Origin of the sequence: Sagittula stellata E-37 (assembly GCF_039724765.1) — a bacterium.
Lineage (GTDB): Bacteria > Pseudomonadota > Alphaproteobacteria > Rhodobacterales > Rhodobacteraceae > Sagittula > Sagittula stellata.
This window is the reverse complement of record NZ_CP155729.1, coordinates 99,699-120,661: the sequence shown is the minus strand read 5'-3', so window position 1 is coordinate 120,661 and position 20,963 is coordinate 99,699. Positions and strand designations below refer to the sequence as shown.

Here is a 20,963-nt window from a genome sequence, read left to right as displayed (position 1 = left end):
GAGGCGATTGCCGGGCAGAGCGGCACGGGTGCCTGTCGTGCGCGTGGCGTGGCCGGTGTCGGTTCGGTGCAAGAGACGGGTCATTTCCCGGCCTGCCTTGCGCGTTCCTCGGAGCGCTGGAAGAGGACGATCGGAATGATCAGGATCAGCAGAAGGATGACCGCCACCGCGGAGGCCACGGGCCAGTCGCGGTTGTTGAAGAACTCCTCCCACAGCACCTTGCCGATCATCAGCGTGCCGGAGCCGCCGAGCAGCGAGGGGATGACGAATTCGCCGATGGTGGGGATGAAGACGAGGAAGCAGCCGGCCACGATGCCGCCGCGCGAGAGCGGGAAGGTGACGAGCCAGAAGGCTTCGAGCCGCGAGCAGCCGAGGTCTTCGGCGGCTTCGAGCAGGCTTTCGTCCATCTTCTCCAGCGCCGCGTAGATCGGCAGGATCATGAACGGCAGGTAGGTGTAGACGATGCCGATGTAGACCGCGATCTTGGTGTTCAGGATCTGCAGCGGCGTCGAGATGAGGCCGGTCCAGAGCAGGAACTGGTTCAGCAGCCCCTCGTTCCCGAGGATGCCCATCAGCGAGTAGACGCGGATCAGGAAGGACGTCCAGAACGGCAGGATGACCAGCATCAGCAGCGTGGCCTGCCATTCCTTCGGGGCGCGCGCCATGCCGTAGGCCATCGGGTAGCCGACCAGCAGGGTGGCGAAGGTGGCGATCAGGGCGATCTGGAGCGAGCTGAGGTAGGCTTTCCAGTAGAGGTCGTCGCTGGTCAGGAAGACGAAGTTCTCGAAGTCGAGCTGCGACAGGAAGTCCATGAGTGCCGTCCAGCCGCCGGAAAGGTCCAGCTGCGGCATGTAGGGCGGGCGGGCCAGCGCCACGTCCGAGAGCGAGATCTTCAGGACGATCAGGAAGGGCACGAGGAACAGGGCGAGCAGCCAGAAGTACGGCAGCCCGATGATGGCATTTCCGAGGAAGGCGCGGCGCTGGTCCGGATCGCTCTTGTTCAGGAGCGCGAGGAAACCGCCCAGCGTGGCGACGAGCCCGGCGACATGCACCGGCAGGGCGGGCGTTTCGAGCCCTGTTTGGGCCAGCATCAGCGCGGTGCGTATGGCGAAGTAGACCGCGGCGACGAGGAGCGCGATCATCAGCGCGGCATTGCGCCGGTTGGCGGCCTCGTCGATCACGTGTCATCCTCCAGCACGACGCCCGCGGTGGGGGTGAAGGAGAGGTAGACCTCGTCCTCCCAGGTGATGTCGCGGTTGGCGACACGGCGGTTGTTGGTGGCCTGCGCCTTGACCATCAGCCCGCCCGCTAGCTGGACGTGGTAGGTGGAGATGTTGCCGAGGTAGGCGATGTCGATCACCTTGCCCTTCAGCACGTTCACAGCGTCGGGGCGGGTCTTGGAGATCGAGATCTTTTCGGGGCGGAGCGAGAGGACGACCTTCTGGCCGGCCTTGTCCTCGGGTCCATTGACGGCGATCAGCTTGGGTTGGCCTTCCGCCCAGGTGATGGCGAGGCCGCCGGGCGGCACGTCGGTCGCCGGCGCGGCCGGGACTGTCGCCTGAGCGGTCGCCTGTGCGGTTGCCTGTGCCGCCGGGGCGGACGCGGGTTCGGCGGTGGTGCCCGTCGGGGCCGGGGCGTCGGGCAGGGGAAGGGCCTTCTGCGGTTCTTCCAGCCACTTGCCGACGATGGGGGCCAGCACCTTGTCGTGCAGTTTCTGGCCCAGTTCGTTGGGCTGCGGGCGGCGGGCGTGATCTTCTGCCGCTTCCTGCAGGGCGGCCTCGGCCTCCGGCGTGTCGGGTTCCGGCATGGGCAGCTTCGTTTCGGGCACCGGTGCCGGTTCGTGTGCGGGGACCGGCGCGGCGGCGGGGCGCGCTTCGGCGGTGCCGCGGAACAGGTTCACGTCGCCGATGAAGTCCGCCACGTAGACCGAGACGGGTGCCTCGTAGATGCGGTCGGGGGTGTCGACCTGGATGATCTTGCCGTGGTCCATGACCGCCACGCGGGACGCGACGGTCATCGCCTCTTCCTGGTCGTGGGTCACAATGATGAAGGTGGTCCCGGTCTTCTCCTGGATGTCCATCAGCTCGAACTGGGTTTCCTCGCGCAGCTTGCGGTCGAGCGCGCCGAGCGGTTCGTCGAGGAGCAGGAGTTTCGGCGCGCGGGCGAGCGAGCGGGCGAGGGCCACGCGCTGGCGCTGGCCGCCGGAAATCTGGTGTGGTTTTCGCTGGGCGAACTTTTCGAGGTGCGTGAGGCGGAGCATCTCGCCGACCCGGGACTCGATCTCGGCCTTTGGCTTCTTCGCGCGCTTCAGCCCGAAGGCGATGTTTTCCCAGACGGAGAGATGCGGGAACAGCGCGTAGCTCTGGAACATCATGTTCACCGAGCGCTTGTTGGCCGGGATCTTCGCGATGTCCTGACCGTCGAGCAGGATCTGCCCTTCGGTCGGGGCTTCGAAACCGGCGAGCATCCGCATGAGCGTGGTCTTGCCGCAGCCCGAAGGGCCGAGCAGCGCGAAGAATTCCCGCGCGTAGATGTCCTGCGTCAGGTCGTCGATGGCGGTGAAATCGCCGAATCGCTTGGTGACGTTCCGGAACCGGATAAGCGGTTTCTCCTCGGGGTTCTCCCAAGGGGCAAAGACGGTCTGGGCCATGAGGTTCTTTCCGCAGGTGAGGTGACCCGCGCCGGGGTCGTCAGGCGCGGGCCGGTCGTGGGAATCGTCGTATCAGGTGCCGGACTTGATCGAGGTCCACAGGCGCGTGACCACGCGCTGCACCTTCGGATCGTAGGGCGTGGTCGTGTAGGTGTTGTTCAGCGTTTCCTCGTCCGGATAGATCGCGGTGTCGTCGATCACGTCCTCGTTCAGGAACTCCTGCGAAGCCTTGTTGCCGTTGGCGTAGTAGACGTAGTTCGACGCCGCGGCCATGTTCTCGGGGTCCATGATGAAGTTCAGGAACTTCATCGCGCCGTCCGGGTTCGGGGCGTCGACCGGAACCGCCATCATGTCGAACCACATCTGCGCGCCTTCCTTCGGGATGATGTAGGCCACTTCGACACCGTTGTCGGCCTCCGCGGCGCGATCGCGGGCCTGAAGCACGTCGCCGGACCAGCCGACGGCCACGCAGATCTCGCCGTTGGCCAGCGCGTTGATGTACTCGGACGAGTGGAACTTCTGGATGTAGGGGCGGATCGGGGCGTAGACATCTCCGGCCTTGGCGATCACGTCCGGATCATGGCTGTCCGGGTCCTCGCCGATGTAGTTCAGCGCGGCGGGCAGCATCTCGGCCGGGGCGTCGAGGAAATGTACGCCGCATTCGGCGAGCTTTTCCATGTTCTCCGGCTTGAACACCAGGTCCCAGCTGTCGAGCGGGGCGTCCTCGCCCAGCAGTTCCTTGACCTTGGGGACGTTCACGCCGATGCCGGTGGTGCCCCACATGTAGTTGATGGCGTATTCGTTGCCGGGGTCGTATTTCGCCGTGCGCTCCTCGATGGTGCCCCACATGTTGTCGAGGTTGGGGAGCTGCTCCTTGTCGAGCTTCTGGAAGGCGCCGGCAGCGATCTGGCGCTGCAGGAAGGTGCCGGTGGGCACCACCACGTCATAGCCGGAGTTGCCGGCCAGCATCTTGGTCTCCAAGAGTTCGTTGGAGTCGAAAACGTCGTAGATCAGGTCGATGCCGGTTTCCTGTTCGAATTTCTCGAGCAGGCTCTCGTCGATGTAGTCCGACCAGTTGTAGACACGCACCTCTTCGGCGGCAGCCATGGTGGCCAGCAGCGCCGCGGAGGCGGTCAGGCTCGCCAGGGTCGTCATAGGGGTCTTGGTCATCTCTTTCTCCCGTTGGTCGGGGGGTCTTCGGCGCCCCCGTGCCAGGATTTTGATCATAAGTTGCGTTGTGAGGCAACTTCGGCGATGTTTCCACGGCCTGATGACGTGTGCAAGCGGCTCCGGGCACCCGGTGCATAAAGGGGAGGCAGGTGGTGACGAAAGCGGCAGACATACGCGACGGCGCGGGCCTTCCGGCGCATGAACAGGTCTACCGCGCCCTGCGCGAGATGGTGCTGTTCGGGGCCTTGGCCCCCGGCGAGCCGGTGACCATTCAGGGGCTGGTGGAGCGGATGGACGCGGGCATGACGCCGGTGCGCGAAGCCCTGCGCCGCCTGACCGCGGAGGGCGCGCTGGCCGCGCTCGGCAACCGGCGAATCATGGTTCCGGTGCTGGATGCGGCGGCGGTGGCCGACCTGACGGAAGCGCGGCTGACCATAGAGACGCGGCTGGCCCGGCGCGCGGCGGAACGGATCGCGCCGGAGGCGGTGACGGCGCTGGCCGGGATCGACGCCCTTCTGGATCAGGCCATCGCGCGTGGCGATGTGGAGGCCTACCTGCGCGGCAATTTCGCCTTCCACGCGGCGCTGAACGCCGAGGCCTGCGCGCCGATCCTGTCGGCGCTGACGGAAGGGCTGTGGCTGCGATTCGGCCCGTCGCTGCGGGTGGTCTGCGGCCAGACCGGCACCCGCAACCTGCCGGATCGGCACAAGGATCTACTGAAGGCGCTTCTGGCGCGCGACGCGGGCGCGGCCGCCGACGCGATGGCGGGCGATGTGCGGCAGGGCATGGAGCTGATCGCGCAGAGCCTTTGACGCCGGTCTTGCGGGGCGGGGCAGACCTCTTCCTGCGGAAATCGGCCCGCCCGCCCCGGCCATCCCTTTTCGGGCGAGTTTCTGGCGAGGTGCGCCGGGTTCGGCGCCTGCGGCGGTGTCGATTCAGGTATTTTTGCCAAGATGAAGGGATCGGGGCTTTACCGCCCTTGCCTGCGGAGGCGAGCCAGGCCTTGCGCGGCGGTTGCGGTCGGGGCTGGCCGGCTGGGCGGAGAGCGGCGTTCGGCTGAGTCGATTGACTCCGCAGAATTTGATCATATTCTGGCGGCAACTCTGACCGGAGGCGTTTCATGACCATCCTGACCATCAATTCCCCCACCGCCGAGCTTCAGGCGCTGGACGCGGCGCACCACATCCATCCGTTCACCCATGCGAGCGGGCTGAAGGAAAAGGGCGCGCGGATCATCACCCGGGCCGAGGGCTGCTGGCTGCAGGACAGCGAGGGCAATCGTATCCTCGACGCCATGGCGGGCCTCTGGTGCGTGAACGTCGGCTACGGGCGCGACGAACTGGCCGGGGTTGCGGCGCGGCAGATGCGCGACCTGCCGTTCTACAACACGTTCTTCCAGACCAGCCACGTTCCGGCGATCAACCTGGCGGCGCGGCTGGCGGAGCTGGCGCCGGGCGACCTGAACCATGTGTTCTTCGCGAACTCAGGGTCCGAGGCGAACGATACCAACCTGCGTATGGTGCGGACCTACTGGGCGGAGAAGGGTGAGCCGCAGCGCGACCAGATCATCGCGCGGTGGAACGGCTACCACGGGTCGTCGGTGGGGTCCGGCAGCCTTGGCGGGATGAAGGGCATTCACGCGCAGGGCGGCATGCCGATCCCCGGCATCCATCACATCGACCAGCCCTATTGGTATCTCGAAGGCGGCGACATGACGCCGGAGGAGTTCGGGCTGGCGCGGGCGCGTCTGCTGGAGGAGAAGATCCTGGAGCTCGGGCAGGACAAGGTGGCGGCCTTCATCGCGGAGCCGATCCAGGGCGCCGGTGGGGTGATCGTGCCGCCCTCGACCTACTGGCCGGAAATCCAGCGCATCGTCGACAAGTACGGCATCCTGCTGATCGCCGACGAGGTGATCTGCGGCTTTGGCCGGACCGGCGAGTGGTTCGGGTCGCAGACCATGGACATCCGTCCCGACATCATGACGGTCGCGAAGGGGTTGTCCTCGGGCTACCAGCCGATCGGCGCGTCGATCGTGTCGGACGCGGTGGAAGCGGTGATCGGCGGCGTGGAGTTCAACCACGGCTACACCTATTCCGGCCATCCGGTGGCTTGCGCCGTGGCGCTGGAGAACCTGCGGCTGCTGGACGAGGAAGGCATCGTGGCACGGGCGCGGGACCACGTGGCGCCCTATCTCAAGGAGCGGTTCGAATCGCTGACCGACCATCCGCTGGTGGGCGAGGCGACGATTGTCGGGTTGATGGGGTCGATTGCTCTGACGCCGGACAAGGCATCGCGCGCGCAGTTCGCGGGCGAGGCGGGGCAGGCGGGCTACATCTGCCGGGAGCGGTGCTTTGCCAACAACCTGATCATGCGGCACGTGAACGACCGGATGATCATTTCGCCGCCGCTGGTGATCTCTCACGAAGAGATCGACACGCTGATCGCGCGCGCGTGGAAGAGCCTCGACGAGGCGCATGCCACGTTGCAGGAACAGGGGCTGATGGTGGCGGTGCCCACGGTCTGAGGCAGAGGGCGCGGCGTGCGGTGCACGCCGCGCCTTTTCCGTTTGTCGCCGGGATCGCCATGTGTTCGGGCGGGCGTGCCCCGGGGCGGGCCGGGGATCAGGTATTTACCGCCAAGATGAAGGGATCGGGGTTCGCTTCCTTGGGGCTGGGATCGCGTGGTTGCCCGGCGAGGCTGCCCCGATTCCGGGCGGGGCCGGTTCTTCGCGAGGGTGACGGGATCAGGACTTGATCCAGGTCTTGGCCGCGTCGAGATCGTCCGGGTCGAAGTGTTTGACCTCTGCCCCCGAGAGGCGGCCGAGGCCGCGCGCCGCCAGTTTCTGCCAGGAGGCCTTGCCCACGACAGCGGCCTTGTCGATCAGGTCGTAGTGATTGCGGGCGATCCGGAAGTGCTGGTTCAGCGCGGCGAGTCCCTGCCAGCCGTCGAATTCCGTCAGGTCGAGCAGCAGCCGGAAACGGGGGTTGGCCCGGACGAAGGCGTCCATGTCGCGCTCTTCCTCCTCCATCACCGCCGGGTCGAGCTTGCCGACGAGCTGGACGTGCAGCACGCCGTCTCCGAGGTCGGTCTGGTGCATGGCGCCGAGCGATTCCTGCAGCCAGCGGCGCGCGTCGTCCTCCTGTCCGGGGGCGAAGGTGCGGACCGGGCAGGGCATGACGGGGGAGAAGCCGCGCACAAGGCGCATCATCCAGCCGGGCTTGCCCACGACCGCGACGCGGTCGAAACCTTTCCAGTGGCGCATCCCGAGTTCCGCGTCGTCGAGCATGGCGCCGATGGAGAACTCGGCGTCGTCCTCGATGATCGTCAGGACGCGGATGCGGTCGTGTTCCTCGATCGCCTTGTCGAGCGCGGGAATGAGCCGGTCCTCGTAGTCGTCCTCGCGGATGCGGCCGGACATGCGGACTTCGTAGTGGCCTTTGGGGGGCAGGGGGGTAACGGTGATCATGGCGCCTCTCCTAATGGGGACCCCCGGACAACGCCCGGGGGGCCGTTGCGGTTCAGAATGCCACGGCCGGGCGCGGGGGGCGTTGCGCTGGATCATGTGGCGCGCCGCCCAACGCCCCAGCACGTGTCAGCCGGCGGGGACGCTCTTGGGGGCGCCGGAGCCCATGTCGGTGCCGGTGTAGGCCTTCTTCGCCTGCTTCCAGGCGCCGAAGCCGCCTTCCATGTGGGCGATGGTCTTCACGCCGGTCGCGATGGCGGCGCGGCTGACCTTCTCGGACCGCACGCCGGAGCCGCAGTGGAACACGATGCGCTTTTCGGACTGGCCGGGCAGTGCGTCGGCCCGGAAGAAGGCCATCGGCATCAGCAGCGCCCCTTCGATGTGTTCGAACATGTATTCCTGCGGGGTGCGGACGTCGATCAGGACGATTTCGCCGTTCTTCATCGCGGTCTCGACCTCGTCCGGGGTCCATGTCTCGAAGGTGGCGCCGTCTGTCGTTTCGGTTTTCATGATCGGTCTCCTCAGAACCTGTTCGCGGGGATCTTGAAATAGCGGTTGCCGTCGGCCTCGGCGGCGGGCAGGCGCCCACCGCGCAGGTTGACCTGAAGCGCGTGCAGCATCCGGTCTGGCAGCGACAGCGTGGCGTCGCGTTCGTCGCGGAGCTTGCGGTATTCGGCCTCTGTCACGTTGCCGCCGATGTGCTTGTTGTGGGCGCGGTGTTCGGCCACGGTCGCCTCCCATGCCGGGTCTTCGCGTCCGTCCACCGGTGGATAGTCGTGGCCGACGTTCAGGCGGGTGTCGTCCGGCAGCGACAGGATCGCCTGGAGCGAATTCCACAGATCCTTCGACGAACCGCCGGGGAAATCGGCGCGCGAGGTGCCGGAATCGACGTGCATGAAGGTGTCGTGCACGAAGGCCGCATCCCCCATGACATAGGTGACCGAGCCCAGCGTGTGGCCGGGGGACAGCATGACCCGCACCTCGATGTCGCCCAGCCTGAAGGTGTCGCCGTCGGCGAAGAGGCGGTCGAAGTCGCGGTCCGGGTCGAAGGCGTCGGGCAGGTTGTAAAGTTCGCGCCACAGCACGGCGATCTCGCGCACCTTCTCGCCTATGGCGGTGGGCGCGCCGGTCTGTTCCTTCAGCCAGGCGGAGGCCATGAGGTGATCGGCGTGCGGGTGGGTGTCGAGGATCCATGCGACCGTGAGGCCCTTCTCCTTCACGAAGTCCAGAACCTGCTGTGCGCTGTCCGTTCGTGTGCGGGCCGCGGGCGCATCGAAATCGAGCACCACGTCGATCAGCGCGGCCTGCCGCGTCGCCGGATCGGCGGCCACGTACATGACAGAGCCGGTGTCGGCATCGTAGAAGCCTGTGACCTCGGGCGAACCGCTGCCGTTCGATGGGCTGGTCCGGGTGAACATGGATGTCTCCTTGTGTCGTCTTGTGTCGTTGCGCTGCTTGATATTCATTTAGCGGAATGTAATCCGAGAACAAGGGAGCGGGGCCAAGGCAATTCGCTGCCCGTTTTCTGCGCAGGCCAAAAGACCTGTCGTCGCAAGCCAGTTAACGAGGCTTTGCAGCGGGCGCGGCGGCGCGCTAGCGTGGCGCAAAAGACAAGAACAGAGGGACACGGCATGTACGATATCGCCACCATCGGCGCCTGGATGGAGTTCGCCGTCCGATGGCTGCATGTCATCACCGCCATCGCCTGGATCGGATCGTCGTTCTATTTCATCGCGCTGGACCTCGGGCTGCACCGCGACCGGAATCTCGCATCGGGCGCGGACGGCGAGGAATGGCAGGTGCACGGCGGCGGTTTCTACCACATCCAGAAGTACCTGGTGGCGCCGGATCAGATGCCGGGCGACCTCGTCTGGTTCAAATGGGAAAGCTACTGGACGTGGATCTCGGGCTTCGCGCTCCTGACCATCGTCTATTATTTCGGGGCGGAATTCTACCTTGTCGACCCGCGTGTCGCGGACCTGGCGGGGTGGCAGGCGATCTGCATTTCCATTCTGTCGCTGGTGCTGGGCTGGGTGGCCTACGACCAGATCTGCAAGTCGCCCATCGGGAAGAACATGAACCTGCTGATGGGGGTGCTGTTCGTCATCATCGTGCTGATGGCGTTGTTCTACACGTCGGTCTTCAGCGGGCGGGCGGCGATGCTGCACCTCGGCGCCTTCACCGCGACGATCATGACCGGCAACGTGGCGATGATCATCATCCCGAACCAGAAGGTCGTGGTGGCGGACCTGCTGGCGGGGCGGAAGCCCGATCCGAAGTACGGCTACATCGCAAAGCAGCGGTCCACGCACAACAACTACCTGACGCTGCCAGTGCTGTTCCTGATGCTGTCGAACCATTACCCGCTGGCGTTTGCGAGCGAATACAACTGGCTGATCGCATCTCTGGTGTTCCTGATGGGGGTCACGATCCGCCATTTCTTCAACACGGTGCATGCGCGAAAGGGCAATCCGCACTGGACGTGGCTGGCCACGGCCATCCTGTTCATCATCGTGATGTGGCTGTCGACGGCGCCGCTCTACCGCGAAGATGAAGATCCGGTGGAAGAGGCGCAGGGCGCGGCGCTGCGCTTTGCGGAGGCCGAGGGCTTTGACGAGGTGCACGATATCGTGCTGGGCCGCTGTTCGATGTGCCACGCGGCGGAACCGGGGTATGGTCCGTTCCTGTGGGCGCCGAAGAACGTGCGGCTGGAAACGGCGGACCAGATCGCGCGTCAGGCGCGGGCGATTTACCTGCAGGCGGGCGTGACGCATGCCATGCCACCGGCCAACCTGTCCTACATGGAAGAGGATGAGCGCGCCGCCATCCGTCGCTGGTTCCGGGCGGCGGAAAAGGGCTGAGTCGCAAGCTTTCTTTCTGGGGCCCGGCGTCGTCGCCTTGCCCCGGTTCTGGTCGGACGGCCCGCGCCGCTGCGCGGGTCGTTCTTATTTGCGCGTGACGGAAATCGGCTGGAACCAGGTCCGGGCAAATGCCTCTCCGTAAAAAGACGAAATCGTTTCGAACGCGATCAGGGGTACGAGCATCTTCGTTTCCTTTCCTTTGAGAACGCTAGCATATCTTTAAACTTTATTAACGCAAGAAAGTTTCGCCGTAGCTAATACGAAGGTACACATGTTGCCCAAGTGTAACTCGAACCCTTTAAGATTTCCTCACGCGGCGCTCGGCGCATGGTTCCAGAATCGCAACCGCCCTGCTAGGTCTGGTGGGATGAACACCCATGACCCCAATATGCGCCCGGTTATCCGACAACTCGACGACGCGGCTGTCAACCGTATCGCGGCGGGCGAGGTGGTCGAACGCCCGGCGTCCGCGGTCAAGGAACTGGTGGAAAACGCCATAGACGCGGGTGCGCGCCGGGTGGGAATCGAGATCGCGGATGGCGGCAAGACCCTGATCCGGGTCACCGACGACGGCTGCGGGATGACCGGTGCGGAGCTGCCCCTTGCCCTGTCGCGCCACGCCACGTCGAAGATCGACGGCACCGACCTGCTGGACATCCACTCCTTCGGTTTCCGGGGCGAGGCGCTGCCCTCGCTCGGCGCGGTCGGGCGGCTGTCTCTGCAAAGCCGGGTGCGCGGAGAGTCGGGCGTCGAGCTCTCGGTCGAGGGGGGCGTGATGAGCGCGGTGAAACCCTGCGCGCTGAACGGCGGCACGGTGGTCACGCTGCGCGACCTGTTCTACGCCACCCCCGCGCGCCTGAAGTTCCTGCGCACCGACCGGGCGGAGACGCAGGCGATCTCCGACACCGTCAAGCGTCTGGCGATGGCGGAACCGGCGGTGGGCTTCACCCTGCGCGACGTGTCCGGCGGGGGCGATCGCGTCACCTTCCGGGTAGAGCCGGAGACCGGCGACCTTTTCGATGCGCTGCGCGGGCGGCTGACGCGGATCATGGGGGCGGAGTTCACCGACAACGCGCTGGCCGTCGAAGCGGAACGCGAAGGCTTCCGCCTGACGGGCTATGCCGCACTGCCCACCTATTCGCGCGGTACGGCGGTGGCGCAGTACCTGTTCGTCAACGGGCGGCCCGTCCGCGACAAGATGCTGATCGGCGCCCTGCGCGGTGCGTACCACGACTTCCTGTCGCGCGAACGGCACCCGGCGGTGGCGCTTTTCGTCGATTGCGACCCGCACAAGGTGGACGTGAACGTGCACCCGGCGAAGTCCGAAGTCCGGTTCCGCGATCCCGGCGTGGTGCGCGGGTTGATCGTGTCCACCCTTCGGCACGCGTTGGCAGAGGCGGGGCACCGGGCGTCGTCCACCGTTGCGGCGGCGACGCTGGGGGCGATGCGGCCCGAGGCCGGACCGGCCTACGCGCCGAACGCCCCGCTTGGCGCCGGACCGGAGCCGGTGAGCGGTCCGCGCGTCTACCAGATGGACCGCCCTTCGCTGGGCGCGCGCGCGGCGGCCTACAGGGCGCAGGCGCCCGCACCGGGGTTTGCCGATCTGGGCGAAAGCTACTCGGGCCGCGTGGTCGAGACGGCGCCGGTCGCCGAGGCCCCCGCAGAAGACGTGACCCGCCGTCCACTGGGCGCGGCGCGCGGGCAGGTGCACGAGAACTACATCATCGCCCAGACCGAGGACGGCGTGGTGATCGTCGACCAGCACGCGGCGCACGAACGGCTGGTCTACGAAAAGCTCAAACGCCAGATGGCGGAGAACGGCGTGCCCGCGCAGGCGTTGCTGATCCCCGACGTGGTCGACCTGTCGGCGGATGACGCGGCGCGGCTGCTTGCGGTGGCCGACGACCTGTCGCGCATGGGTCTGACGGTGGAACCCTTCGGTGCGGGCGCCATCGCGGTGCGCGAAACGCCCGCGATCCTTGGCGAAGTGGACAGCCAGGGCCTGATCCGCGACATCCTCGACGAACTCGATGACATGGGTGAGACCTCTCTCGTGCAGGAGAAGATCGAGGCGATCCTGAGCCGGGTGGCCTGCCACGGCTCCATCCGGTCCGGCCGCGTCATGCGCGCCGAAGAGATGAACGCGCTCCTGCGCGAGATGGAGGCGACGCCGCACTCCGGCCAGTGCAACCATGGCCGCCCGACCTATGTCGAACTGAAGCTGTCCGATATCGAACGGTTGTTCGGGCGCACATGATCGCGTTGGGCGGGGTCACGCTGGACCTGAACGATCCTCTTGTGCTGGCCGGGCTGGGTGGCGTCGCGGTGGTTCTGCTGATCCTGCTTCTGCTGGTGATGACGGTGCGCGCGGCGGGCCGGTCGGCGCGGGCGGTGGAGCCGTTGGGGCAGTTGGCGCGCCGCGTGCAGGCCCTGTCGGACGGGCAGGAGCGTCTGGCGGGCGGCCTGCATCATGTCAGCGAGGCGCAGGCGGCCAGCCAGTCCGCGATGATCCAGCTTATGGAGCAGCGGCTGGCCGAGGTGCAGGAGCGCATGGCCGAGAACCTGCATGGCTCCGCACGGCGCACGGCCCGGTCGCTGGGCGAGTTGCAGGAGCGGCTGCAGGTCATCGACAAGGCGCAGGCCAACATCACCCGTCTGTCGGGCGACGTGCTGTCGTTGCAGGACATCCTGTCGAACAAGCAGACCCGCGGCGCCTTCGGCGAGATCCAGTTGAACGACATCGTATCGAAGGCACTGCCCTCGGACAGTTATACGCTGCAGGCGACCCTTTCGAACGGGCGGCGGGCGGACTGCCTGATCCACCTGCCGAACCCGCCGGGACCGATCGTGGTGGACGCGAAGTTCCCGCTGGAGGGCTATGAGGCGCTGCGCCGGGCAGAGGGGCCGGAACAGACGGCCCGCGCGTCGCAGGCTTTCCGGCTGTCGGTGCGCAAACACATACGCGACATTTCGGATCGCTACCTGATCGAGGGCGAGACGGCAGACGGCGCACTGATGTTCCTGCCCTCTGAGGCGATCTACGCCGAGTTGCACGCCAACTTTCCGGAGCTTGTGCGCGAGGGATTCACCGCCCGGGTCTGGATCGTATCGCCCACTACCTGCATGGCGACGCTGAACACGATGCGGGCGATTCTCAAGGATGCCCGCATGCGGGCGCAGGCGGGGGCGATCCGCAAGGAACTGCACGCGTTGTCCGGCGATGTGGAGCGTCTGAGCATCCGGGTCGGGAACCTCGACCGCCACTTCGGTATGGCCGCGAAGGACATCGAAGAGATCCGCATCAGCGCCGACAAAGCCGGTAAGCGTGCAAGACGGCTGGATAATTTCGATTTCGAGGAACTCGCCGAAGAGCCTCTGGCGCTTGCCGAAGGCGACGGCCGGGGCGCAAATCGAGAGTAGTTTAACACTGAACTATTAGCTATGCATTTTGCGCTATCAGTTATGCGCTGAGCGCATGGATGTTATGCGGCGGTCAACCTGCCGCTTCGTTATCGACCCTGATAGACCCACTTTATCCCCGAGAAGATTGTGCTAACCTTCTTCTCGACGGGCGACCCGCTTCGGCGGATCTGCGAAATTGTTTAAGGCTAAACCAATGCCGCACTGCGGCATGGGCTGCAGGAGGAGAATACATGAAAGACGCTCCCCGGGATCTAGATCCGGTCGAATCCCAGGAATGGCAGGAAGCCATCGAGGACGTGATCGAGCGCGACGGTGCGGACCGCGCGCATTTCCTGCTGGACAAGGCGGTGCAACGCGCAAGGGCAGCCGGGACACGGTTGCCCTTTTCTGCGACCACCCCCTACCAGAACACCATTTCTCCGGACGACGAGGTCGACATGCCCGGCGATCTGGAGATGGAATGGCGCATCCGCACCATCAACCGCTGGAATGCCATGGCGACGGTGGTGAAGCGGAACAAGGAATCGTCCGAGTACGGCGGCCACATTGCATCTTTCGCGTCGTCCGCGGCGCTTTATGACGTCGGCCTGAACCACTTCTGGCGTTCCAAGAGCGCGATCCACGGCGGTGATCTGGTGTTCTTCCAGGGCCACGTGATCCCCGGCATCTACGCGCGGTCCTTCATGGAGGGCCGGATCAGCGAAGAGCAGCTCAAGCAGTTCCGTTCCGAAGTCGGCGGCGAGGGGCTGTCGTCCTACCCGCACCCCTGGCTCATGCCGGACTACTGGCAGTTCCCGACGGTCAGCATGGGCCTTGGCCCGCTGATGGCGATCTACCAGGCACGTTTCATGAAATACATGGAGAACCGTGGCCTGATCGAGAAGCAGGACCGCAAGGTCTGGGCCTTCCTCGGCGACGGCGAGATGGACGAGCCGGAATCGCTGGGCGCGATCCACCTTGCCGCCCGCGAAGGGTTGGACAACCTGATCTTCGTCGTGAACTGCAACCTGCAGCGGCTCGACGGTCCGGTGCGCGGCAACTCCAAGATCGTTCAGGAACTTGAGGGCAACTTCCGCGGTTCCGGCTGGGACGTGATCAAGCTGCTCTGGGGCCGTGGCTGGGACGAATTGCTCGAACAGGACACCTCCGGCAAGCTGCGCCAGCTGATGGACGAGACCATCGACGGCGACTACCAGACCTTCAAGTCGAAGGACGGCGCCTACATCCGCGAGCATTTCTTCGGCAAGTATCCGGAGACCGCCGAACTGGTGAAGGACTGGACCGACGATCAGATCTGGGCGCTGCGCCGCGGCGGTCACGATCCGAAGAAGGTCTACAACGCCTTCCTGCGCGCCACCAAGGCCGAGGGCCAGCCGACCGTTCTGCTGGTCAAGACCGTCAAGGGCTACGGCATGGGCACTGCCGGCGAGGGCCAGAACACCACCCACCAGCAGAAGAAGATGCAGGTGGACCAGCTCAAGGCGATGCGGGACCGCTTCCGCATTCCGGTGACTGACGAGGAACTGGCGAAGGGCGACGCGCCGTTCGTGACGCTCAACAACGCTCAGAAGGCCTACCTGGCCGAGAGGCGCGAGGAACTGGGCGGGGCCTTCCCCAAGCGGTTCACCGACGCGCCGAAGCTGGAGGTCCCGAAACTCGACGCCTTCAAGAAGGAGTTGCAGGACTCGGGCGACCGAGAGTTCTCCACCACCATGGCCTTTGTCCGCATCCTCACCACGCTGCTGCGCGACAAGAAGGTGGGCAAGCAAGTCGTGCCGATCGTGCCGGACGAAAGCCGCACCTTCGGCATGGAAGGGCTGTTCCGGTCGGTGGGCATCTACAATCCGAAGGGGCAGCTTTATACCCCCGAAGACCGTGAACAGATGTCCTACTACAAGGAATCCGAGAGCGGTCAGGTGCTTCAGGAAGGCATCAACGAGGCCGGGGCCATGGCCGACTGGATCGCGGCGGCAACGTCGTATTCCAACCACGGCGTGCCGATGATCCCGTTCTACATCTACTACTCGATGTTCGGGTTCCAGCGGATCGGCGACCTGGCCTGGGCGGCGGGCGACAGCCGCGCACGCGGCTTCATGCTGGGCGGCACCGCCGGGCGGACTACGCTGAACGGCGAAGGTTTGCAGCACGAGGACGGCCACAGCCACATCCTTGCCAGCACCATCCCGAACTGCATCAGCTACGACCCGACGTTCTCTTACGAAGTCGCGGTGATCGTGCAGAACGGCCTGCAGCGGATGTTCGTGGATCAGGAGGACGTCTACTTCTACCTGACCCTGATGAACGAGAACTATCATCACCCGGAAATGCCGATGGGCTCCGAAGAGGGCATCATCAAGGGCCTCTACCGGATGAAGAAGGCCGACAAGCCCGCCAAGAAGCACGTCAACCTGATGGGCTCCGGCACGATCCTCGTGCAGGCGATCAAGGCGGCGAAGATGCTGGAAGAGGACTTTGCCGTCACCTCCGACATCTGGTCGGCGACCTCGTTCAACGAACTGGCCCGCGACTACCAGGACTGCGAGCGGCACAACCGTCTCAACCCCTTCGCGGAAGAGCGCGTGCCCTACATCACCCAGACCCTGACCAACGTGCAGGGGCCGATCGTGGTGGCGACGGACTACATGAAGAACTACGCCGAACAGGTGCGCGGCGCGGTCAAGCAGCGCTTCACCGTTCTGGGCACCGACGGCTTCGGCCGCTCGGACAGCCGGGTGAACCTGCGCAAGTTCTTCGAGGTGGACGCGAACCACATCGCCGCCGCTGCAATGGTGGACCTGTGGCGCGAAGGCGTCGTCTCGGAGAAGGATCTCGAGGCGGCCATGAAGAAATACGATATCGACGGCGGCAAGCCGAACCCGCGTTTGGTTTGACGGCACGAGGAGGGAATACAAATGGCAACCGAAATTAAAGTGCCGGACATCGGCGATTTCACCGATGTCCCGGTGGTCAGCATCCTTGTGAGCGTCGGCGACACCGTCGCGGAAGAGGACGCGCTGATCGAACTGGAGTCCGACAAGGCGACGATGGAAGTGCCGTCTTCCGCGGCCGGCACGGTCAAGGAGATCTTGGTCTCCGAAGGCGACAAGGTGTCCGAAGGCACGGTGATCATCCTGCTCGAAGGCGACGGCGCGGGCGCCGCCAAGGAAGAGAAATCCGAGGCACCCAAGGAAGAGCCGAAAGAGGCGCCGAAGGAGTCCTCCGCACCGAAATCCGCCCCGGCCGCCCCCGCGGCGTCGGCGGTGACGGACAAGGGCTTCAACAAGGTCCATGCCTCGCCATCGGTCCGGGCCTTTGCCCGCCGGGTCGAGGTCGACCTCGCCCATGTGAACGGGTCGGGCCGCAAGGGCCGTATCCTGCGCGAGGACGTGGAAAAAGCGCTGAAGGGCCAGTCCGCCCCCGCTGCGGGCGCGCCTGCCGCGTCCGGCGGCATGGGCATCCCGCCGATCCCGAAGGTCGACTTCTCGAAGTTCGGCCCCGTCGAGGACGTGGAGATGTCGCGGATCAAGAAGATCTCCGGCCCCGCGCTGCACCGGTCCTGGCTGAACATCCCGCACGTCACCCACAACGACGAAGCCGACATCACCGAGCTGGACAAGTACCGCAAGGAGATGGACACGATGGCCAAGGAAGACGGCTATCGCGTCACGCTTCTGTCCTTCGTCATCAAGGCGTCGGTCTCGGCGCTGAAACAGCACTGGGAAGTGAATTCGTCGATCCACCCGGACGGCGACAAGCTGATCAAGAAGGACTTCTACAACATCGGCTTCGCGGCGGACACGCCGAACGGGCTGGTGGTTCCGGTCATCAAGGACGCCGACCGCAAGGGTCTGGTGGACATCTCCAAGGACCTGATGGAGCTGAGCTCAAAGGCCCGCAAAGGGGAGCTGAAGTCCGGCGACATGCAGGGCGCGACCTTCACCATCTCGTCCCTGGGCGGGATCGGCGGCACGTCCTTCACCCCCATCGTGAATGCGCCGGAAGTGGCGATCCTCGGCCTCACCCGGTCGAAGATGGCCCCGGTCTGGGACGGAGAGCAGTTCGTTCCGCGCCTCATGCAGCCGCTGTCGCTGTCTTATGACCACCGTGCCATCGACGGCGCGCTTGCCGCACGCTTCTGCGTGACGCTCAAGACGCTGCTTGGCGACATGCGCAAGCTGATGTGGTGAGCGATATGGACATCAAAGTACCCGATATCGGCGATTTCAAGGACGTTCCCGTGGTCACGGTCCTCGTCTCGGTGGGCGACACCGTGGCGGAAGAGGACGCCCTGATCGAACTGGAGTCCGACAAGGCGACCATGGAGGTGCCCTCGTCGGGCGCCGGCAAGGTCAAGGAAATCAAGGTCAAGGAAGGCGACCGCGTGTCCGAGGGCGACGTGATCGTCGTGCTCGAAGGTGCGTCGGGCGAGGCGTCCGGCGGCGGCTCCGACTCTGGCAAGTCGCCGGAAAAGGCCCCCGCCAAGGAGGCACCGAAAGCTGTCGAAGCCAGCGGCACCGCGTCCGGTCCGGGCGACGTGCATGCCGAAGTGGTTGTCCTGGGTTCCGGCCCCGGCGGCTATACGGCGGCGTTCCGTGCGGCGGACCTCGGCAAGTCGGTGGTGCTGATCGAGAAGGACAAGACCCTCGGCGGCGTCTGCCTGAACGTGGGCTGCATCCCCTCGAAGGCGCTTCTGCACATGGCCAAGGTCATCACCGAGGCAGAGGAAACCGCGCACCACGGGCTGACGTTCGGAAAGCCGGAGATCGACCTCGACGGCCTGCGCGGCTTCAAGAACGATGTGGTCGGCAAGCTGACCGGCGGCCTCGACGGGTTGGCCAAGCAGCGCAAGGTCAAGGTGGTGAAGGGCTACGGCAAGTTCACCGGGCCGAACATGATCGACGTCGAGGGCACCACGGTCAGCTTCGACCAGTGCATCATCGCCGCCGGCTCCGAACCCGTGGCACTGCCCTTCATCCCGCATGACGATCCGCGGGTAATCGACTCGACCGGCGCGCTGGAACTGGCCGACATCCCGAAGCGGATGCTGGTGCTGGGCGGCGGGATCATCGGGCTGGAGATGGCCTGTGTCTACGATGCCCTGGGATCGAAGGTCACGGTCGTCGAGCTGATGGACCAGATCATCCCTGGCGCAGACAAGGACGTGGTCAAGCCGCTGATGCAGCGCATCAAGGGCCGCTACGAGAACATCTTTCTCAAGACCAAGGTCACGGCGGTCGAGGCGAAGGACGACGGGCTGCATGTCACCTTCGAGGACGACAAGGGCGAGTCCTTCACGGACACCTTCGACAAGGTGCTCGTGGCGGTGGGCCGCCGTCCGAACGGCAAGAAGGTCGATGCCGACAAGGCGGGCGTTGCGGTGGACGACCGCGGTTTCATCGCCGTGGACAGCCAGCAGCGCACCGGCGTGTCGCACATCTTTGCCATCGGCGACGTGGTGGGCCAGCCTATGCTGGCACACAAGGCGGTGCACGAAGGCAAGGTCGCGGCCGAGGTCTGCGCCGGTGAGAAGCGCCACTTCGATGCCAAGGTGATCCCGTCGGTGGCCTACACCGATCCGGAAGTCGCCTGGGTCGGCTTGACGGAGACGCAGGCCAAGGAGCAGGGCGTGAAGGTCGAAAAGGGCGTGTTCCCCTGGGCGGCATCGGGGCGGTCCCTGTCGCTGGGCCGCAGCGAGGGCATGACCAAGCTTATCTTCGACCCCGAGGACCAGCGCGTGATCGGCGGCTGCATGGTCGGCCCGAATGCGGGCGATCTGATCGCCGAAGTGGCCCTGGCCATCGAGATGGGGGCCGATGCGGTCGATCTGGGCCACACGATCCACCCGCACCCGACCCTGTCGGAGACTGTGAACTTCGCGGCGGAGATGTTCGAGGGCACCATCACGGACCTCATGCCGCCCCGCAAGAAGAAGCACTGAGACCTTGTAGGGTGGGGCTTTGCGCCACCCTGCCTCCGTCAGAAAGACATGGGGCGCGCCGTCGACCGGCGCGCCCCTTCTTCGTGCTTCATGCCGTCACGCCACTAGATACGGAACAACGGTTGCAACAGACGCGGCAGGACGCCGTGGAACTTCAGCGGCGCATCGGTGACGGCAAGACATATGCAGTCCGCCGAGATGTCGGCCACCGGCATGTGCTCCGTGTCGCCGTCGGCAACCTCGACGTCGCCACGCGCATAGCGGCCGCCCTCGTCCGAGAACGCACCCTGCAGAACCAGCGTCAGCTCCAGCCCGTTGTGGCCGTGGTCCGGCACGGCGGTGCCCGCGGGGATAAACAACAGCCGCGCTGTGGCTCCGGGGGCGGTGGGCAGGATCGCCTGCTTGACACCCATGCCCAACGGACGCCAGCGCACGTCGTCCAGCCCGCCCCCGATGTAGTCGGCCAGCGGTGCGGGGACGATCGGGTCGGGTTCGGCCACACGGATCGGGCGCGGCTCCGGATCGGCACCGCGCACGGCGTCCAGCGCCCGCTGCAGCGCGCCGTCGTCCATCGCCACGGCGTCGGTGTCGTCCAGCAGCGCGCCGCCAAGCGCCTCGTGCGCCTCCACGGCGGCGCGGCAGGTGTCGCACATCGACACATGCGCGGCGACGATCAGGTTCACGGCCTCGGGCAGGGTGCCGGCGGCATAGCCCATCACAAGGCTTTCGGTCAGGTGGTGATTGATCTCCGTCATCTCTCGTTCTTTCCGTCCATGGCGTGGCGCAGGCGGTCCAGCGCAAGCCTTATGCGTGACTTTATGGTGCCCAGCGGCAGCCCCGTTTCGGCGGCGATCTCGCTGTGGGTCATCTCGCCGAAATAGGCCTTGTGGATCAGGTCGCGCTGTTTCGGCGGCAGCGCGGCCACGGCGGAGCCAAGCGCCTCCGTCTCCTGTTGAAGTCCCAGCATCTCTGCCTGGTCCGGGTCGGGCTCCGGTCCCCAGGGCAGGTCTTCCGGCTCCGGACGCCGGGCGCGGCGCAGCAGGTCGATCCGCTTGTTCCGCGCGATGGTGAACAACCACGTCGCGGCCGAGGCGCGCTCGGGATCGAACAGCGCGGCTTTCTGCCAGAGCGTCGTCATCACCTCCTGCACGCATTCCTCGGCCTGTGCGGCGTCGGCGCCGCTACGGATCAGAAAACCCTTAAGACGCGGCGCGAAATGCGAGAACAGCGCGGCAAAGGCGGCTTCGTCCCGATGGTCGCGAATGCGGATCAGGAGCGCGGCCCAGGTGGCCTGCTCTCGTTCGCGGTCGCTGTCGGACTGTCTGTTCACGGCGGTCCTCTTTTGTCGTCTCAGGCTTGATCGCCCGCCGCCCGCCGTCATGGCAGGGGGCAAGGAGTCGCAAGGGTCGGTCTGCTGCGGTGCGGTGAACATGCCCATCCTACGATGCGGCGCGCCAC

Annotated in this window: 16 protein-coding genes and 1 pseudogene; 8 read left to right on the top strand and 9 right to left on the bottom strand. The window is 65.7% G+C overall.

Going from position 1 to position 20,963, the window contains the following annotated elements; all coding sequences use genetic code 11:
* Positions 1 to 80: 80 nt before the first annotated feature.
* The 4 genes and pseudogenes from ABFK29_RS00605 to ABFK29_RS00590 form a co-directional block, all read right to left on the bottom strand.
* Positions 81 to 1,181: an ABC transporter permease subunit gene (locus ABFK29_RS00605; RefSeq protein ID WP_005858211.1), complete on the bottom strand. Its 1,101-nt coding sequence runs from the start codon at positions 1,179 to 1,181 to the stop codon at positions 81 to 83.
* On the bottom strand, positions 1,178 to 1,807 hold the full coding sequence (locus ABFK29_RS00600) for a TOBE domain-containing protein (protein ID WP_232281550.1): 630 nt from the start codon (positions 1,805 to 1,807) through the stop codon (positions 1,178 to 1,180). Before ABFK29_RS00600 ends, ABFK29_RS00605 begins: the two co-directional genes overlap by 4 nt.
* Before the next feature lie 66 nt (positions 1,808 to 1,873).
* Positions 1,874 to 2,650: pseudogene (locus ABFK29_RS00595) on the bottom strand (ABC transporter ATP-binding protein); the annotation flags it as partial.
* 72 nt (positions 2,651 to 2,722) lie between these two features.
* A complete protein-coding gene (locus ABFK29_RS00590) occupies positions 2,723 to 3,820 on the bottom strand; it encodes a polyamine ABC transporter substrate-binding protein (RefSeq protein ID WP_005858207.1) in 1,098 nt (365 codons plus the stop codon).
* A gap of 149 nt (positions 3,821 to 3,969) precedes the next feature.
* On the opposite strand from ABFK29_RS00590, the gene ABFK29_RS00585 reads away from it, so the two are divergent.
* Entirely contained in the window at positions 3,970 to 4,632 is a 663-nt protein-coding gene (locus ABFK29_RS00585) for a GntR family transcriptional regulator (RefSeq protein WP_005858205.1), read from the top strand.
* A gap of 308 nt (positions 4,633 to 4,940) precedes the next feature.
* A complete protein-coding gene (locus ABFK29_RS00580) occupies positions 4,941 to 6,344 on the top strand; it encodes an aspartate aminotransferase family protein (protein ID WP_005858203.1) in 1,404 nt (467 codons plus the stop codon).
* Between the two features lie 219 nt (positions 6,345 to 6,563).
* On the opposite strand, the gene ABFK29_RS00575 is transcribed toward ABFK29_RS00580, so the two are convergent.
* The 3 genes from ABFK29_RS00575 to ABFK29_RS00565 form a co-directional block, all read right to left on the bottom strand.
* Entirely contained in the window at positions 6,564 to 7,286 is a 723-nt protein-coding gene (locus tag ABFK29_RS00575) for an STAS/SEC14 domain-containing protein (protein ID WP_005858201.1), read from the bottom strand.
* A gap of 126 nt (positions 7,287 to 7,412) precedes the next feature.
* Positions 7,413 to 7,793, bottom strand: coding sequence for a rhodanese-like domain-containing protein (locus ABFK29_RS00570; RefSeq protein WP_005858199.1), 381 nt, complete (start codon positions 7,791 to 7,793; stop codon positions 7,413 to 7,415).
* Positions 7,794 to 7,804: 11 nt separating this feature from the next.
* Positions 7,805 to 8,701, bottom strand: coding sequence for an MBL fold metallo-hydrolase (locus ABFK29_RS00565; protein WP_040604460.1), 897 nt, complete (start codon positions 8,699 to 8,701; stop codon positions 7,805 to 7,807).
* A 213-nt stretch (positions 8,702 to 8,914) separates the two neighbouring features.
* Between ABFK29_RS00565 and ABFK29_RS00560 the strand changes: the two genes are divergently transcribed.
* The 6 genes from ABFK29_RS00560 (at position 8,915) to lpdA (ending at position 19,505) form a co-directional block, all read left to right on the top strand.
* Complete coding sequence (locus ABFK29_RS00560; protein WP_005858195.1) at positions 8,915 to 10,144, top strand: urate hydroxylase PuuD; 1,230 nt, start codon at positions 8,915 to 8,917, stop codon at positions 10,142 to 10,144.
* Between the two features lie 367 nt (positions 10,145 to 10,511).
* Positions 10,512 to 12,401 (top strand): DNA mismatch repair endonuclease MutL, encoded by a 1,890-nt coding sequence (mutL, locus tag ABFK29_RS00555; protein WP_005858193.1) that lies wholly within the window; start codon positions 10,512 to 10,514, stop codon positions 12,399 to 12,401.
* Entirely contained in the window at positions 12,398 to 13,564 is a 1,167-nt protein-coding gene (locus ABFK29_RS00550; RefSeq protein ID WP_005858191.1) for a DNA recombination protein RmuC, read from the top strand. The genes mutL and ABFK29_RS00550 overlap by 4 nt, the downstream gene beginning before the upstream one ends.
* Before the next feature lie 233 nt (positions 13,565 to 13,797).
* On the top strand, positions 13,798 to 16,458 hold the full coding sequence (gene aceE, locus ABFK29_RS00545) for a pyruvate dehydrogenase (acetyl-transferring), homodimeric type (protein ID WP_005858190.1): 2,661 nt from the start codon (positions 13,798 to 13,800) through the stop codon (positions 16,456 to 16,458).
* A 21-nt stretch (positions 16,459 to 16,479) separates the two neighbouring features.
* Positions 16,480 to 17,754, top strand: a complete 1,275-nt coding sequence (gene aceF, locus ABFK29_RS00540) for a dihydrolipoyllysine-residue acetyltransferase (protein ID WP_005858186.1) — start codon at positions 16,480 to 16,482, stop codon at positions 17,752 to 17,754.
* 5 nt (positions 17,755 to 17,759) lie between these two features.
* Positions 17,760 to 19,505, top strand: coding sequence for a dihydrolipoyl dehydrogenase (gene lpdA, locus ABFK29_RS00535; protein ID WP_005858184.1), 1,746 nt, complete (start codon positions 17,760 to 17,762; stop codon positions 19,503 to 19,505).
* A 104-nt stretch (positions 19,506 to 19,609) separates the two neighbouring features.
* Here the strand turns inward: lpdA and ABFK29_RS00530 are convergent, their stop codons facing one another.
* Both ABFK29_RS00530 and ABFK29_RS00525 read right to left on the bottom strand, forming a co-directional pair.
* Positions 19,610 to 20,260, bottom strand: coding sequence for a ChrR family anti-sigma-E factor (locus ABFK29_RS00530; RefSeq protein ID WP_005864180.1), 651 nt, complete (start codon positions 20,258 to 20,260; stop codon positions 19,610 to 19,612).
* A complete protein-coding gene (locus ABFK29_RS00525; protein ID WP_005864178.1) occupies positions 20,257 to 20,943 on the bottom strand; it encodes a sigma-70 family RNA polymerase sigma factor in 687 nt (228 codons plus the stop codon). The genes ABFK29_RS00530 and ABFK29_RS00525 overlap by 4 nt, the downstream gene beginning before the upstream one ends.
* Positions 20,944 to 20,963 lie beyond the last annotated feature (20 nt).